We start from the raw sequence: 15,133 nt of genomic DNA on the forward strand, positions 1-15,133 counted from the left end.
CGTTTTTGATCATCTCGATGTCCTCAGATCTGTGACGGCCGCAACGCACGGTCGAGCATCATCAAACCGGTTTCGAGTTGGATGCCGGCGGTGCCAGCCCATGTGCGCGCCTCCTGCGCCGCTTTGTGCCGGCTATAGCTGCCTAGTTCATCGCGCATGAGGTCGAGCAGCTCGATGTCGGCCGCGAGGGCGACGTCTTCCGCCAGCTTGCGGATCTCGATGCGAAGGGCATCGATGCGCGCAGACATGGCGAGTCGGGTTTTCGACTCGCCTTCGTTCGTCTGGATAGCTGTGCGCCGCGCGAGCGGCGCATCGTCTTTCTGGATGGCTTTGGCGGGCGTCAGCCCGTTGCCGTTCGGGTTCGGGCTGTGCGCCGGAACGGCGCGCAGCTTTCCGAGCGCAACGCGCTTTTTCGCGTGTTCCCGCTCTTGCGGCAGCGGGCGTGGGGTAGAAATGGCCGGGCGAATCATGAAACCCCCTTCGCGGCGTCGACCATCTCCTCGCTCCAGTCCGGATCTGGCATGGCGTACAGCTTGTCCAGCCACTCGTGCACGCCCTTGGCTTCCTTTGCAGCCCGTGTCTTCGGGTTATCCATCAGCCGAGTGATTTCGGAAACCGCAGCCCGGAGGGCTTGCCCTCGCGTCGGGAACGTGGCTGTGAATTCGTGCAACGATGGAAGGGATCCGGTGTAGACGCTGCCAATGCTCAGCGACGTGGAGAAAATCCATGTGCCTTGCTCCGGCTGCGCAAGGCAAATTTCAGCGGGAGATGATCCTGAGCGATTGCGCGGTGCTTGCGCGCGAATCACCTCGCTGTCCGTGAAAACGCCATGCTTATTTGCCGTGTGAACAGGGTGCTTAAGCTTCTTCGGGGCGGCATCGAGCAGATCTGCGAGCGGAGTGAGGGCGGTATGGACGCCCGCGATCGTTCCCGGCGAGAGCTTGCCGAACAAGGGGTCATGTAGGACGCTCTGTAACGCCTGCAAAAGTTGCTTTGCGTGCACGGCACTAATCTTGTCGCTCGTGGATTTCGCCAGCGCTTTCTTGGTGACTTTCGTCTTGCCGCTTGCCTTCGCTTCCGTCGCAGCGGACGTGAGCCGCCCCAGAGCTTTTTCGCCACCATGTCGACGGATTTCCTGAATCGCAAGCGTGCCGGCGATAACCTTCGTGCGCACGAGCTCGTGAATGCCTGCTGGAGCTGACTCCAGCAGCAGCGCGCAGTCACGAACGGTTTGATCGGTGATGCTGAGCTGCTCGCAGATCGTTGCCTGATCGAGTCCCTCTCGACGCAGATCGGCGATTGCGCCGGCGAGTTCAAGCGGCGAAAGGTTCTCGCCGTCATTGCTAAGAACGCCAGCGATGATCAGATTGGTCCTGCTTACTGACTTCGCTTCATCAATGATGATCGGTACTCGAGGAATGTCAGCGCCCTCGCTCACGGCGAGCATGACAGTGTGATACCGATGTTGGCCGATATACACGTAGATCCCAGGCAAAACGGTGTGGATAGAACGGGCCTGGGATTGGGACTTTCGATTGCGCGCCGGAGTGTAGAGGCAAGCGAGGGAGTTCTCAGCGTTCGAGACATCCCTGACACCGGTTGTGTTTTTACTATAAGCCTTCCGCGACATGCGATGGTTGAACAGTGACGCGCTCGTTACCACCCTCCGCTCGCTGCCAATCAACTACGGTTGAGACCGACTGAACTTGCACACTGCAACTAAGGTAACAGGATCCGGCCGACGCACGTAACCCACGGGTGGACATCACTCTGCAGCCAACCCTTTCCAGCTAGACTCGTTGTGCATTCTTCTCAAAGCACCTTGAAATGCGGATTGGATAACCAACTGTGCAACTCGGTATACCACTGATAGAACAACCTTTCATCGAGCTCGAATTCACTATCTAAGCGTCCAGTTCCGTCATGCCTGAGATAGGCATAGATTACTTTATGCCCGTTCCAATAAGCGATTGCTGAATCGGTGAGATCGGCTGCTATGCCTGGGATGTGATCGTGAAGTGCGATCGCGAGGTCCGTTTTGAATTGTTCGTATGTCATTAGATCGTTCATATGAACGATTTAGCACGATCGATACCTGAACCGTCACATGTATCGAAACGATGAAAAGAAGACCAATTTTCATGGATCGGAGCGAGATTTCGACGGACAAAAATCGGCCACTTTGAGACGTTCGACACAGGTGGCAGAATCGCTAACAATCCGTTCCCAACCACGTTCGCTTCAGGTAAGACAAAAACTATGACAGCGCTCACTACTGATACTGACATTGCGCGGCTCGTTGAGACGTTCTGGTCACTCATGGGCTCCAACGATTTCGCGTCGGTGGAATCAGTGCTAGGTGAGCGGTTCGTCCTTGAGTGGCCTCAGTCAAACGAGCGCATTCGAGGGGGGGCGAGGTTTGCTCAAATGAACACGGAGTATCCGGCGCAGGGTCTATGGCACTTCACCGTGAACCGGGTTGTCGTCAGCAACAATTATGAAGCGGTATCCGACGTGAGCGTTACGGATGGCTTCCTGAAGGCACGAGCCATATCGTTTTTCTCGGTTGAGGGCGGGAAGATTGCCAAAATAGTGGAATATTGGCCCGAGCCGTATGCTGCGCCCGCCCATCGAGCCCATCTGGTCGAGCCTATCGATTAAGAAAATCTGCGCTCGCTGGCATCTATAGGGCTGATTGTTGGGCTTAGGTCGGCCATGTTCTGTCATTCGACACCGGCGCAAAGATCAGCGACAATCGTCCGGCGAAGCGCTATTGCACGCTGCATCTCCGTCGTCCCAACCGGTGGGTTCGCACGAGCGCTGATTCGGCAAGGCCGATGCGGACGAAAATCAAAAATATGCTTAACCTCACTATCAATCAAGCTTCCAAGCGCATCGCCCTCGCATGGTTTATTGCGCATTTGTCATCGCATGCTGAATTCGTCAATGCAAAAGCGCCGGCAGTAGACTGTGAGGCGCTGGGTCGATTCGCCAATCTCTCGCTTACGAACAGACTGATCGGTGTTCCCTATCAACCCACTGCCGTAAACATTTATATTGATACTCCATACTCCCCAGACAGAACGACTCAGTCTTCGAAAGGAGCAATTTTCCATGAAGCGTACGAGGAAAATTCGTTGCATAAGACCCCTCAGGCATTCGGCGCGGAAATCAAACAACATTGTTTGCGTGGCGAATTTTTGAAATAACCAAAACGTAACCTGACATCTACTATGGCCGACGTAATCTCGACAATTCAGTTCTCGCTGGAAATAGTAAAGAAGCTGCGCAATCTCAACGAGACGATCAAGGACGCTGATATTAAGACGCTGCTTGCCGAGTTGCAAAGTGAGCTAGTGGATGCAAAGCTAGAGGTGGTCGGGCTCAAGGAGAAAATGGCCGAGATAATGACGAAAAACGCCGAATTGACTAGGCAGCTCGAAGCTCGAACATCCGAGCAACCGGAACCCATGGACGGCGGCTACAAATTTGGGGATAAAGGGCCCTACTGCATCAAATGTTTTGAGACCTCGAGTAGGAAGATTTTATTGCCGCGCGCCACAGGGATATTGCATACGCAGTTCGGGCAGTACCACTGTCCGGTTTGCGGCAACCATAGTTAATCGCCAACGAGAGCCGTGAGAGGCTTGCTTCGGGTAGGTAGAGGGAATTGAGCGCGAACACCAAATATAACGACGAGGATTTATGAATTATCCGGGGCAACCAGAAGCACCGCCAGCTTGGTGGAGACGTCGCAATCCGTCTTTTATTGAGGCCATATTTGAAAAAGAGCTAGGCGATTTAGCGGATGCGATCGAAAGTGAAATGTGGTTTGGAGATCCACTAAAACATAGCCGATATCGAGTCGATTTTCTTTTGAAAGATGCACGACTGATCGTTGAGTTGGACGGGCACGAATATCACTCTACAAAAGAGCACCTGGAGAAAGACGCTGTCCGACAGCGATATTTGACCCGCGCGGGTTACAGTGTTGTCCGCTTTACTGGTCGAGAGGTGAATAGGAGCCCGACCTCGTGCGTCGCGGAGGTTCGCGAGATGTACGAGGAGCGCGTTCAGCGATCACCTGGGAAATACCGGGTGATGTACATCGACTACTCCTTTTTTTGTCTTGAAAGTTATAAGGCTCTCGCGTTCTATCGGGATTTACATCCCCATAAAAATCTCACAAAGACACCAATTGACAAATTCATTCCTCACGCGATTGAATGGTTGAAAGAAAAATCATTCATTACTGTCTTCTTGTTTTATCGCCCCGATGACCGTAACGAGCTACTACACCTTGACAATTCAGTACAAGAGTATGAAAAAGGAGAGGTAAGAATAAACTGCGTACCTTCAGAATTCTATTCAATAGAACTTGGGGAGCATATGCGCAACTTTTCACATCTCTTCGATGACTTCTATCTTGTCGCAGATGATCCTGTATACATAGATCCTCTAAGGTCAGTATTGCCCGAGACTTATTCGAAAGAAGATATGGGGGGCTGGGAGTTTGAGTACCTCGCCAATGGGAAACTGTTGCGGAGAGGAAATGATGAAACCAGCTTTGTGGGATCAGACCTTGTGATGGTTCGTTGGCAGGATATATGGTATGCGTTGGGGACTTCGATGGGTCTTCAGCTTTTTGAACTTTAAAAAACCTGAACCTAGAATTCACTCATCATTGTGTCTTTATCTGCGACAAGCTCATTCGAATTAAGCGGCAAAGGGCGCATTCTCCCTGTATTGGATCATGGCTCGGAGTGTCCGCTTTCGAGACATCGGACCGTCGCTTGTGGGTCGGCTACGGAAGTTCGGTGCTGGTCGACGGCCGGCGTCGTGGGGCGTTGGTTATTCGTCCCTGTGCGGCCAGTTTGAGATGTTCGACGGCGTCACTTGAATTGTTGACAATCAATCAGGCACGGCCTTGAATCTCCGATATCATTTTCGGCTGAGATGTCTTGATACTACGGACCCCGGAACTCGTTGAAGACCAAAAGTGAAAAATTCTCAGTCATGTTGGACGCATGGATCGTTCACGACAGAAATTACGACGCCTTTAGAGTTGGTGATTTGTGGCCCTGATTCGCGAACCTGGTAACGTATATGGTAGAAAAACACGCAATGTTCGACATCACGCTACCGATTGCGAATTTAATCTTCAACCTTGCCAACATGGCGCTGATCGTCGGAGCGATCCTAGTCGCCATCGGTACTATCGCCGCGATTTGGACTAGCGGCATCCGCGATCGTTTTGCCGATGAAAGAATCCAAGTGAACGAAGCGCAAACCGCCACTGCCCGAGAGGAGGCGGCCCGCGCGAATGAAAACACTGAGAAGTTGAAAGAGTCCAACCTGATACTTCAAGCTGCCGCCGATCATGAACGTGCGGAACGGCTAAAGCTAGAGGCTCGGATGGCGCCGAGACGGTTGTCCGCCGGAGCGACAGCGGCCATGAGCGCCAAGGCGCGTGAGCTATGTCCACGTATCGGGAACATTCCTGTCACAGCCGCAGGTGGCAACAACGAAGCACAGACCTATGCAACGGACTTCGTGACGATCTTTCGAGGCGCGGGCTGTGCGTCCGATCTAGCCTTACCCATCCCAGGACTGCGACCAGAAGTCGAGGGAGTTCACATCGGCGTTAGGGACATCGCCAACATTCCGCCCGAAGCGCGCTTGCTTGGCGAGATACTGACGGCTGGTGGCGTCGCCTACAGCATAGGCCCGCTAACACCGGAATTCTTTGCTGGCGAGCGCTTGGTTCTAATCGTCGGCGCGAAGGCGAACGACGTACGCCCATAGATGTTGCACCCTGAAAAAGTCGCATGAAATTCAACACGAGACGGCTTTGAAGTTGCGCGCCGTTCGGCCGGAGTCGGCAGCTCTACTTCGGAATGAATCCTCGAAGCCGTTCACCGGAGCGCGGAGCTCCCTTTGGGCGTCCGCTTTCAAGAGAGTCGACTGCCCCTTACGGGTCGCGCACGGTATTTCGACGGAAACAAGCGCCCTTGGCTACGATTGTTGAGCGGTTAATATGGTTGGTCAGTCGAAATAAGTTATTGAATTAAATAGAATAACTACGGCCTGCAAAGCCGTTTTGGTGAGTACAGGAAGGCTGTCACGGATGGATCGCGATATTGGCCTTCGCCGGTGGGGAAAAGTAACTTTGGACGTCCCAGTTCGATTCACGCCGGTTCTTCAACTTCCTCCAAAACGGGTGGGTACGCGTCCATCATTTATCGCACTAACACGCGGTCGATGTCCTGAACAAATTCGAGTGCCGTTGCTTGCCACTCTGGGGAACCGTGAGGAAAATCACTCGGCACGTTCTTGCCTTGCGCCGTGCGAATCGTAACGATGCTCTGGCTTAGCGCCTTTGCTTCTTCGAAAGGAGGGATGCTATCGTCGGAGGAGCAATCATCTTCGTCCATAAAACTCTCTTGAGCTCGCGTTGCACAAACATCTGGACCTTTGTTGCACCCTTATGCAAATTGCACGGCTTGCTGCCGGACCATTGATACTGCGGCGGGTTCCTCAGCGATGTCGGCTCTATGCGTCGAATCTGTCAACGCCGATAGCATCGCGTGATCGTTGAAGCGAAACGAACAAAGCAGATGATTCGACGCCGCAAATTTCACCACCTGAACCAAGGTAAGAGCAGCCAAAATATCCGCGACTTCCTTGGAGAGCCCAAGGCGCAGCATCCCGGCGGAGCGATCCTTTTGCAGCAGCCGCTGTACAAGCATGATGTACGAGAGGTTAATTTCCCGAATCGATTCCGACGAGTCATTGAAAGTTATCACAGCGCCCTCTGCAATCAGATCCAGACGCGCCACGCTGCCAGGCAAATTGCGAGAGGAAGCGTAACGTTTGGTTACATAATGTAACATTTGAGTGATTCTGCGGTTACGATCAACGTTCAGCAAGGGTTTTTTTCAGTGATTTCCCCAATGTTGCTAGAGAATCACGGCAAAAATTACGTATTTGTCTAACCGTTAACGGTCATGTCGCTTTACTGGATTGCCGGTGGTGACCGTTGGCATGAAGGACGCTGAGAACAGAACGTCAGCTTCGCCCACGTTGGTCCCGATCTGACACGCATCGGTATGGAGTACGAGCCGATCCAAGTAGGGGCGTTTGGGCAATAAGTCGAATCGGATTTGCTACAGAATCCCTATAACAAGGCGGGGAAGACAGGTTGGGCTGCGCTGGAACTCGTCATTCCATCCCCTGACCTATCGCCGACGTAGAGCAGCCGGCCAAAGTGACTTTGATCGTCTCAGTTCGACCCGTTACCGTCAGTCGGCGCCGCCACAGGAACGACTCCTTTGCATTCGGTAGCGGCCGTATGCAAGACCCGTTCTCTCGGGTCAAAGTTTCAGATCCGATTCCGAATCAACTACGTCATATATCGCGGGTATTGGAGCCGAAAGGGTTCGCACTTTGCGGTCAGTGCCAACTACTTCATGCGTTCTCTGGTGATCGGGATACCTGCTCACGAAGCGTCCTACGCAAGTCCAGACAATCGCGAGCAACTTCTGTCGAGGGCAGGACTAGACCGTCAGTCTGCGAAGACCGCCACGTGCTTCCGGATGAACGCCTCGACGGTCATGGGCGGGGTACCCGTTAGTTCCTCGACCAGCGTATTGGTACCGGCGAAAACGCCATTTTGATAGTCGACAGCGACAGACAGGAGATGCTGTGAAAATGCATCGCTAAATTTCGAATCGGTATGCAAACGCTTTTCGAACATATCGAGGTCAATCGGCTGGTACTTCACTTCCCGGCCCAGAGCCTTGCTCATTTCATCAGCAATCTGATGGTGGTTCATCTCGATAGGGCCGTATAGCGGGTAGACCTTGCCGGCGTGCGGAGCTGGATCGCGAAGAATCGCAGCGATGACGCGCCCCTGGTCTTCTGCTGCAATCGGTGCATGACGCCCGTTACCAAAGGGCAACCTCAACGTTCCGTCCTTTTTGACGTTTGCAACCTGGCCGGGATAAGTTAACCATTGTGCGAAGAACGTCGGGCGAATGTGGGTGACCGGGATTCCCGACCAGTCAAATACCCTCTCCGAGATCCAGTGGTCGCGTGCGGCGTGACTCGTTGCGTTCCTGCGAGCGGAAATTTGCGACATGTTCACGATCCCGCTGATTCCAGCCTCCCGGGCCGCCTGAGCAAAATAGACGCTCGCCTGTATTCCCCCTGCTTCGATTGGATAGACAAAGTACGCCGAAAAAATGCCCTCGAGAGCTTGTGCCACGTCGTCCAGACTGGAAAGGTCACCGACCAAAACTTCGACTCCACGTGACTTCAGTCGTTCCGAACGTTGGTCCTCCTTCCGCACCAGTGTGCGTACCTTTTCACCGGCCGCTAGAAGTGCTTCGGTCGCTGCTCTACCGGTATCGCCTGTCGCTCCGGAAACAAAAATTTTCTGATCAGACATTTCGAACACTCCACGCTGTAGGGAAAGGGCTGTTGGATCTGTGGCATGTCGGGGTGCTTGATTAACCTCATGCGAGGAAGCTTTGCCTCAGCCAATCGACGCACTGGTTCACTTCGACCGGGAAACGTTCACCCGGCCGGTCCACCCGCTACAACCCGTTCGTCTTAAGCCACGAACGAATCGCTTGGACAAGCTCAGCCTTGCGCTCAAGCGGAAGCCAGTGGCCAGCGGGCAGGTTCGTTACGGAAAGGTCGGCGCAGGCGCTGCGCATGGGTTCTCCGAGGCGACTGCGGTTGATGTCGCAGATTGCGTCCCAATCACCGTTGACGAACAAAACGGGCTGGCGTAGTTGGCCGCCGTCGAGCGCTGTGTGCGCGTAGGCAATGTTGGCGGTGTCGTTCAGGTACCAGGCATTGACTGAACGGAAACCACTGACATCGAACGCATCGACCAGCGCGTTAAAGTCGGTGGGCGTCCAGAGCGCTGGATCAGGCGGCGTCGCCGGGGCGCGATGCGTCGAGCCATAACGCCCGCCGTTTTTTGTGATCAAGGCGGACGGAGAGACCTGGCCGACAGACGCAGGATTGCCGCGCTGAAAGAGCGACGCGAGCGTTGCCGGGGTGTCCGCCTCGAAATCGCTAACCGTCTGACTGAAGTGCGTCAGGTAAAAGCGGAAGTAATCCCACTGCCCATCCGGATATTGATCCGCAGGGTACAACTGACGGTCGATCAGCGGCACGAGATTGGGCAGCGCGAAGCCCTCCGGAAAGTAAGGGACTGAGATCAGCACCACGCCACGATTGCGCGCCCCGTGGTGCGCAGCGAGCGCTCCGGCCACCGGGCTTCCCCAGTCGTGGCCAACCCAGATTGCCGGGCGTGCCCCCAAATGGTCGTGCAGTTCGACCATGTCGTGGACGATCTCGTTCAAGGCATAGGCCTCGGAAGCGGCCGGCGCCGATGAGCCGCCATAGCCACGCATATCCGGTGCAACGCAGCGCCAGCCTTCGGATGCGAACGCCTCGATCTGCGCGCGCCACATCAGGCCGATCTCGGGCCAGCCATGGAGGAAGATCATCAACGGCCCATCGGCCGGGCCAGCCTCCAGGTAGCGCGTTGTGTGACGCGGCGAGCTGAAGGTATGCACGGTCAGGTTAGGGACGTTATCTGAACTGGCACCGACGACTACCGTGCCGCCGGCAGCGCCAGACCCAGCCCCAAAAGCTGCCTTACTCATCAACAGGCTTGCACCAAAGGCGGTTCCATTGGCGAGCAGAGTGCGGCGCGACATGGCTGGCATAAAGAGGTCTGGTTTAGTCACGATTGATTATAGGAAAGGTTTGCGGACTCACCTGCTCCGGGTCCGGTCCGCCACGTTCGCCGGTGTCGAGCGCGCTGATTGCCTGAACTTCCTCCGACGTAAGTGCGAAGCCGAAGATATCGATGTTCTCGGCAATCCGTTCCGGGCGCACGGACTTCGGGATGGGAGACGTGCCCAACTGGATCTGCCAGCGCAGGATAATCTGCGCCGAGGTCTTTCCATATTTCCTGGCGAGCAGCACCACTGCGGGATGCGAGAGAGGGTCGTGCACCTCCTGCGAGGCCTTCGCCTTATCTCCGTCGCGTTTGATACCGCCAATCGGAGACCACGCCTGGGTGATGATTCCGTGCTTCTCATTAGCTTCGCGAAGTTCACGCTGAATGAAGAAGGGATGCAGTTCTACCTGATTCACTGCGGGAATGTGACCCGTTTTCTCAATCAGCCTGTTGAGATGGCTGGAGCTGAAGTTGCACACGCCGATCGCTCGAACGCGCCCCTCCTCAAGGAGCTTCAGCGCAGCCCTGTAAGCGTCGATAGTTGCCTCGAAGGCCGAAGGAACCGGCCAATGAATCAGATAAAGATCCAGGACATCCAATCCCAGCTTCAGAAGACTTCGGTCGAAAGCACGAAGGGTCTGGTCGTAGCCGTAGTCGGTGATCCAGACCTTGGTCGTCACGAAGACGTCCTCGCGAGGGACGCCAGACGAGCGGATACCTTCTCCAACCTGCTGCTCGTTCATATAGGCCGCAGCGGTGTCGATCAGCTGGTATCCATTTGCGACTGCCGATCTGACCGCAGCTACGGTTTTCTCAGGCTCGCTGCGAAACACCCCAAGTCCGAATGCGGGCATCTCAATTCCATTGTTCAACCTGTACACGGGGCTTTTGCCTGTCACCATCGTTAAATCCGTTTCTCAGTTGGATGTCTCTTGCCGGCGCGGCTTCTGCAAGGTGCGTGGGTGTGGGGGCGGTGACGGCGGATAGGTGCCCTTTACGCGTATCAATCCCATAGCGGGTCAGGTGGGCGTTACGGTTTGCAGGAACTTCACGAGTTGCTCATTGACCACATCAGAGGCTTCGTGTTGTACCCAGTGGCCCACATTGTCGAGTTCGAGACCGCCAATGAGACTGGGAACGCCGGAGCGCATCTGGTCCACGGTCAGCGGATAAAGCTCTTTCAAGCCATCCGCCTTCCCCCAGATGAAAAATGAAGGCTGGGTAATCCTGGCGCCCTTCCAAGGAGCGGACAGGCAGAAGTACGGTTCCGCGGCCCGATAGTAGTTCAGGGCACCGTGAAAGCCGGTGCGCTGAAATTCCGCCACGTTATGAGCGACGTAATCAGGGTCCACCCATGACGGTAACGGTCCGGGGGCCGCACGGTGAAGGCTGCGTGCCGGATCCATCGGACTCCACCGCTTGTCTGCGGGAGCGGAGCCCGATGCCCAGTACAGCATTCCTGGAATGGTCACCGTGGCGTCGGCCCAGATCTGATCGGCGTCAGGCCGGATCTGTTCGAACATGTAGAAATCATCCTGGTGGCCGGACTTGCGCATCTTCTCGAAGACGCTGACATCCCCACGAGGAACGAATGGCACGCTCAGACAGAACACGGCCTTGAATCGATCGGGACGCATCAACGCTGCTTGCCACACATGCGTCGCACCCCAGTCATGACCCACGAGGACAGCGCTTGGAATCTTCAACGCGTCGAGCAGGCCAACGAGGTCGCCGACCGTTTGCAATGGCGTGTACAAGGTTGGGTCTGTCGGCGCCGAACTGCGTCCGCAGCCGCGCATATCGGGAGCAATGGCCCGATAACCGGCAGACGCCACGGCTTTCATCTGCTGGCGCCACGTGTAGGAAGTGTCCGGAAACCCGTGGCAGAAGAGTACGGCTGGCCCATCTCCCTGTTCGGTTACGTGCAGGATGATGCCATTGGTATTGACGTCGTACTCCTTGATACCTGATACGCCGCCGGTTCCAGGGCTTTGCGCCTGCGCCCCGCGATCCAGCAGCAGGCTTGCACCAAAGGCCGTCCCGCTCGCGAGGAACGCGCGGCGCGATATAGAGGGTGCAGGAATAGACACTGTTACAGAGAGGTTGCTTTCCATAGGGGTTTCTCGATTGGCCCGGTGTGAGACTCGGGAATCCGCTAATGGTAGAAGCCCTCAACGAGGCGGGAGGGACGTATTTCCGACAATTCTGGCCATGCTGGCGCGGCCACTCTTATCGGCATCAGGATCGCTGGTTAGAATCACGGCTCAGCAGGCGACGGCTCTCGCGCCAGGCGCCAGCGTGCAGGACGTAACGTTATGTCCTGCTATTTTCCGGGACCTATCATGCTGCGCATTGGCTATATCGTCGTTCCAGGCTTCCAGGTCATGGTTTTCGGCGGACTAACCGTGTTTGAGCTCGCAAACCGACTGACCACTGAGCCGTACTACGAGATACGTCTGATATCTGAAAGCGGTGGGCCGGTTCAAAGTTCTCTCGGATACTCCGTCATGACGGATAGTTTCGCTGAAGGTGGGTTCGATACGGTGATCATCGGCGGCGTCATCACTGGCGCGCACTTGGCGAGCGCCGCACTGATTGAATATTTGAGAGGCGCGGTGAAAAACACCCGGCGCGTTGCCTCAATGTGCACGGGCGCGTTCTTTTTGGCGCAAGCCGGCGTTCTGGACGATCGACGCGCCACGACTCACTGGGCACACGCGCGCGAATTGCAAACGACGTATCCGAAAGTCAAAGTCGAAGAAGATCGGATATTTATCGTGGATGGTCCGGTATGGACATCCGCGGGCATGACAGCGGGGACCGATCTTGCGGTTTCGATGGTGGAAAGAGATCTTGGTGCAAAGGTAGCGCGAATTGTCGCCAAGCGAATGGTCATGTTCCACCGACGGGCCGGCGGACAGTTACAGCACTCCACACTGCTGGACCTCGATGCAAAAACTGACCGGATACAAACCGCGCTGGTCTACGCGAAAAGCAATTTGCACACCCCACTGACGGTTGACAGACTCGCTGAAGCCGCCAATCTGAGTGTGCGGCAATTCACCCGGGCGTTCCGTGAGGAGACCGGGCAATCACCTGCGAAAGCTGTCGAGAACTTGCGGTTGGAAGCAGCGCGTCTCATGGTCGAGCAGGGCAGGCTGCCGATTGACGTCATTGCGCGAGAAACTGGTTTTGTTGATCCAGACAGAATGCGCCGTGCGTTTCTGCGAGCTTTCGGTGAACCACCTCAGGCTATTCGCCGCAACGCGCGTGAGCACGCCGACAATTGAGGCATCAACTACCTGTCGTGGGCACGGCGCGCGGTCCAGATTTCGCATCAATCGAATGACCGGTAACGTCGAAGCTGCGGTCGTCGCTCGCACATTCGCGACTGGCTCTTAGTGGCCGATTGTCGCCGAATGAGCGTGCGCAACGCCGGGCCGGACTAATAGTTCGCTGATGCTTTGGGGGAATTTTTTGCGTGCTACAGATTTGCTATAGCAGCGAGCAGAGGTCTTTTCTGACAAGGCTCTTGCCTGTCATTCCATCCCCTGAACTACGGAGTGATCCGCAACCCGTCCAGATAGTCAGACCACCGCTGCATCAGCTCGTGGCGCTCGTTGAGCCACTCCGTTCGGTTGTAAGCGCGTCCATGCGTGTCACGGACCTCGTGTGAAAGTTGCATTTCCACGATCTCGTCGCGAATTCCAAGTTTCTCAACGGCCAGTGTGCGAGCCGTTGCGCGCCACCCGTGAGGCGTAGCAGTACTGGAATCAATTCCCATCCGCCGAAATGCGGCACCAATTGCCATGTCACTCATGGGACGGGCTTTTCCTCGCATGCTGGGGAAAACGTAGCGGCCTTGGCCGGTCAAAAGCTTGAGGTCTCGAAGGATTGAGATTGCCTGGGTGGACAGCGGCACCAAATGATCCGGTCCAAACTGTTTACCATCTTTCCTCCGTTTCATTCGGCTGGCCGGCACGGTCCAAAGCCGATCGTCGAAATCGAATTCGGTCCATTCGGCAAGTCGCAGCTCGCCTGGTCGCTGAAAGACGAGTGGCGCGAGCTTTAAGGCGGCACTGACAGTTGGGGTGCCGGTGTACCCATAGATCTCGCGCAGGAAGTCGGCAAGTGGCTCAGGTTTGGTAATGGCGGCATGGTGCCGCGTCGGTGCCGGCGGGATAGCACCTCGAAGGTCGGCTGACGGATCGCGAAGGGCGCGGCTGGTGACGACCGCATAGCGCATGACCTGTCCGATGAGAGAGCGCACACGATGCGCGGTTTCAAGCGTACCTTTCCGCTCGATTCGCTGCAGCACATCGAGTATCGAAGGAGCGTCGAGCTCCATCGTCGGACGTTTGCCGATGTACGGGAACACGTGTAATTCGAGGCGCCTCAAATTCCGTATCGCGTGTGATTCGGAAAGGTCGCCAGAAAATTTCGCGTGCCATTCACGCGCAACGGCTTCGAACGAATTTTCCGCATTAGTAAACTGTGTTCGTTTCTCTGCCTTGCGAGCTTCGCCGGGGTCGACGCCGGCTGCAAGTTTTTTCTTCGCCGCCTCTCGCTTCTCGCGCGCTTCTTTGAGCGTCACCCCGGGATACACACCGAGCGCAAGCAATTTCTCCTTGCCGGCATAGCGGTACTTCAACCGCCAGTAGCGCGCACCATTTGGCCGCACTTCCAAAAACATACCGCCCCCATCGAACAGCTTGTACAGCGTTTCGCGTGGGGCGCTTTTGCGAATCTCTGTATCTGTAAGTGCCATACGGTGTATTGTCCGCCCATGATTTTTTGTTCTGGGGGTACAAGTCAAAGCCACCACACGGAGTACCCCCGGAAGTACCCCCAAGTACTCCTTGATTCAGCCGGACAATTATAGACGACTTCGGAAATGAAAAACCCCGCTGAGCCTTATGGCACGAGGGGTTTTGGATGATCCGGCACTTGTCCGGATCGGCTATTGGTGGAGGCGGCGGGAATCGAACCCGCGTCCAGTAGCGCTCTACGACCAGTTCTACATACTTAGTTCTATCATTTGATTTAACCTGGCGACGCGGACGAACACGCTTCGCTTCGGCGATTCACTAAATTTTCGACCTTGGCGTCGTGACGCCGACAAGGCTTATCTGACGTATATGACCTCTCGCGGTATTGCTACCGGTCTTGCGACTCTAGTCCGTCAGTAAACTAGGGAGAGGCAGGCGGCCCTTAGGCTGCCAGTGCGAACGTTTCGTCGTTTGCAGTTACGTTTTTCCCATTGATTTACGAGGTGACGGGTCCTCGGTATGCCCTAGCCGCTTCGCAACCCCTGTCGAAACCAGGTCGCCCCCGAAGCATCAACCATTATCTCACAGTTTCGTCCGCATT

General features: G+C 55.6%; 16 protein-coding genes and 1 other RNA gene. 6 read left to right on the forward strand and 11 right to left on the reverse strand.

The genetic code is table 11. From position 1 onward, the window contains the following. Positions 1–23: 23 nt before the first annotated feature. The 3 genes from ABH944_RS37150 to ABH944_RS37165 form a co-directional block, all read right to left on the reverse strand. Positions 24–470, reverse strand: coding sequence for a hypothetical protein (locus ABH944_RS37150; protein ID WP_404614057.1), 447 nt, complete (start codon positions 468–470; stop codon positions 24–26). Then, the gene (locus tag ABH944_RS37155; protein WP_472975144.1) at positions 467–1,663 is read right to left on the reverse strand and encodes a transcriptional regulator; all 1,197 of its coding nucleotides are present in this window, start codon (positions 1,661–1,663) and stop codon (positions 467–469) included. Before ABH944_RS37155 ends, ABH944_RS37150 begins: the two co-directional genes overlap by 4 nt. Positions 1,664–1,812: 149 nt before the next feature. Beyond that, positions 1,813–2,058, reverse strand: coding sequence for a hypothetical protein (locus ABH944_RS37165; RefSeq protein WP_404614051.1), 246 nt, complete (start codon positions 2,056–2,058; stop codon positions 1,813–1,815). A 201-nt stretch (positions 2,059–2,259) separates the two neighbouring features. Here ABH944_RS37165 and ABH944_RS37170 point away from each other — a divergent pair, with 201 nt between their 5' ends. From ABH944_RS37170 to ABH944_RS37190, 5 genes are all read left to right on the forward strand, one after another. Next, positions 2,260–2,661, forward strand: a complete 402-nt coding sequence (locus tag ABH944_RS37170; protein WP_404614049.1) for a nuclear transport factor 2 family protein — start codon at positions 2,260–2,262, stop codon at positions 2,659–2,661. 176 nt (positions 2,662–2,837) lie between these two features. Further along, complete coding sequence (locus ABH944_RS37175) at positions 2,838–3,209, forward strand: hypothetical protein (protein WP_404614048.1); 372 nt, start codon at positions 2,838–2,840, stop codon at positions 3,207–3,209. A 24-nt stretch (positions 3,210–3,233) separates the two neighbouring features. Further along, positions 3,234–3,623 (forward strand): hypothetical protein, encoded by a 390-nt coding sequence (locus ABH944_RS37180; protein ID WP_404614046.1) that lies wholly within the window; start codon positions 3,234–3,236, stop codon positions 3,621–3,623. Positions 3,624–3,705: 82 nt separating this feature from the next. Further along, a complete protein-coding gene (locus ABH944_RS37185) occupies positions 3,706–4,656 on the forward strand; it encodes an endonuclease domain-containing protein (protein ID WP_404614044.1) in 951 nt (316 codons plus the stop codon). Between the two features lie 468 nt (positions 4,657–5,124). Beyond that, positions 5,125–5,805, forward strand: coding sequence for a hypothetical protein (locus ABH944_RS37190; RefSeq protein WP_404614042.1), 681 nt, complete (start codon positions 5,125–5,127; stop codon positions 5,803–5,805). Between the two features lie 434 nt (positions 5,806–6,239). Here the strand turns inward: ABH944_RS37190 and ABH944_RS37195 are convergent, their stop codons facing one another. The 6 genes from ABH944_RS37195 to ABH944_RS37220 form a co-directional block, all read right to left on the reverse strand. Further along, a complete protein-coding gene (locus tag ABH944_RS37195) occupies positions 6,240–6,434 on the reverse strand; it encodes a hypothetical protein (protein ID WP_031361403.1) in 195 nt (64 codons plus the stop codon). Between the two features lie 51 nt (positions 6,435–6,485). After that, a complete protein-coding gene (gene flhD / locus ABH944_RS37200; protein WP_404614085.1) occupies positions 6,486–6,749 on the reverse strand; it encodes a flagellar transcriptional regulator FlhD in 264 nt (87 codons plus the stop codon). A gap of 815 nt (positions 6,750–7,564) precedes the next feature. Continuing rightward, a complete protein-coding gene (locus ABH944_RS37205; RefSeq protein WP_404614040.1) occupies positions 7,565–8,449 on the reverse strand; it encodes an NmrA family NAD(P)-binding protein in 885 nt (294 codons plus the stop codon). A gap of 148 nt (positions 8,450–8,597) precedes the next feature. Further along, positions 8,598–9,767, reverse strand: a complete 1,170-nt coding sequence (locus ABH944_RS37210) for an alpha/beta fold hydrolase (protein WP_404659656.1) — start codon at positions 9,765–9,767, stop codon at positions 8,598–8,600. Then, positions 9,760–10,596 carry an aldo/keto reductase gene (locus ABH944_RS37215; protein WP_472975145.1) on the reverse strand — a complete coding sequence of 279 codons (837 nt, stop codon included), beginning with the start codon at positions 10,594–10,596 and terminating at the stop codon, positions 9,760–9,762. The genes ABH944_RS37210 and ABH944_RS37215 overlap by 8 nt, the downstream gene beginning before the upstream one ends. Before the next feature lie 186 nt (positions 10,597–10,782). After that, complete coding sequence (locus tag ABH944_RS37220; RefSeq protein WP_404614034.1) at positions 10,783–11,877, reverse strand: alpha/beta fold hydrolase; 1,095 nt, start codon at positions 11,875–11,877, stop codon at positions 10,783–10,785. Between the two features lie 228 nt (positions 11,878–12,105). Here ABH944_RS37220 and ABH944_RS37225 point away from each other — a divergent pair, with 228 nt between their 5' ends. Continuing rightward, positions 12,106–13,053, forward strand: a complete 948-nt coding sequence (locus ABH944_RS37225; protein WP_404614033.1) for a GlxA family transcriptional regulator — start codon at positions 12,106–12,108, stop codon at positions 13,051–13,053. Positions 13,054–13,319: 266 nt separating this feature from the next. Here the strand turns inward: ABH944_RS37225 and ABH944_RS37230 are convergent, their stop codons facing one another. Together ABH944_RS37230 and ssrA are read right to left on the reverse strand one after the other, a co-directional pair. Beyond that, positions 13,320–14,531, reverse strand: coding sequence for a tyrosine-type recombinase/integrase (locus tag ABH944_RS37230; protein WP_404614031.1), 1,212 nt, complete (start codon positions 14,529–14,531; stop codon positions 13,320–13,322). 196 nt (positions 14,532–14,727) lie between these two features. Beyond that, positions 14,728–15,096, reverse strand: a transfer-messenger RNA (tmRNA) gene (gene ssrA, locus ABH944_RS37235). Positions 15,097–15,133: the final 37 nt, after the last annotated feature.

The organism is Caballeronia udeis, assembly GCF_044909315.1.
In the GTDB taxonomy this organism is placed as follows: domain Bacteria; phylum Pseudomonadota; class Gammaproteobacteria; order Burkholderiales; family Burkholderiaceae; genus Caballeronia; species Caballeronia udeis_A.

Excerpts from the sequence above, each read along its gene's own strand:
- ABH944_RS37150 (WP_404614057.1), bottom strand. The coding sequence starts at position 470 with ATGATTCGCCCGGCCATTTCTACCCCACGCCCGCTGCCGCAAGAGCGG.
- ABH944_RS37165 (WP_404614051.1), bottom strand. The coding sequence starts at position 2,058 with ATGACATACGAACAATTCAAAACGGACCTCGCGATCGCACTTCACGAT.
- ABH944_RS37170 (WP_404614049.1), top strand. The coding sequence starts at position 2,260 with ATGACAGCGCTCACTACTGATACTGACATTGCGCGGCTCGTTGAGACG.
- ABH944_RS37175 (WP_404614048.1), top strand. The coding sequence starts at position 2,838 with ATGCGGACGAAAATCAAAAATATGCTTAACCTCACTATCAATCAAGCT.
- ABH944_RS37180 (WP_404614046.1), top strand. The coding sequence starts at position 3,234 with ATGGCCGACGTAATCTCGACAATTCAGTTCTCGCTGGAAATAGTAAAG.
- ABH944_RS37185 (WP_404614044.1), top strand. The coding sequence starts at position 3,706 with ATGAATTATCCGGGGCAACCAGAAGCACCGCCAGCTTGGTGGAGACGT.
- ABH944_RS37190 (WP_404614042.1), top strand. The coding sequence starts at position 5,125 with ATGTTCGACATCACGCTACCGATTGCGAATTTAATCTTCAACCTTGCC.
- ABH944_RS37195 (WP_031361403.1), bottom strand. The coding sequence starts at position 6,434 with ATGGACGAAGATGATTGCTCCTCCGACGATAGCATCCCTCCTTTCGAA.
- flhD (WP_404614085.1), bottom strand. The coding sequence starts at position 6,749 with ATGCTTGTACAGCGGCTGCTGCAAAAGGATCGCTCCGCCGGGATGCTG.
- ABH944_RS37205 (WP_404614040.1), bottom strand. The coding sequence starts at position 8,449 with ATGTCTGATCAGAAAATTTTTGTTTCCGGAGCGACAGGCGATACCGGT.
- ABH944_RS37220 (WP_404614034.1), bottom strand. The coding sequence starts at position 11,877 with ATGGAAAGCAACCTCTCTGTAACAGTGTCTATTCCTGCACCCTCTATA.
- ABH944_RS37225 (WP_404614033.1), top strand. The coding sequence starts at position 12,106 with ATGCTGCGCATTGGCTATATCGTCGTTCCAGGCTTCCAGGTCATGGTT.
- ABH944_RS37230 (WP_404614031.1), bottom strand. The coding sequence starts at position 14,531 with ATGGCACTTACAGATACAGAGATTCGCAAAAGCGCCCCACGCGAAACG.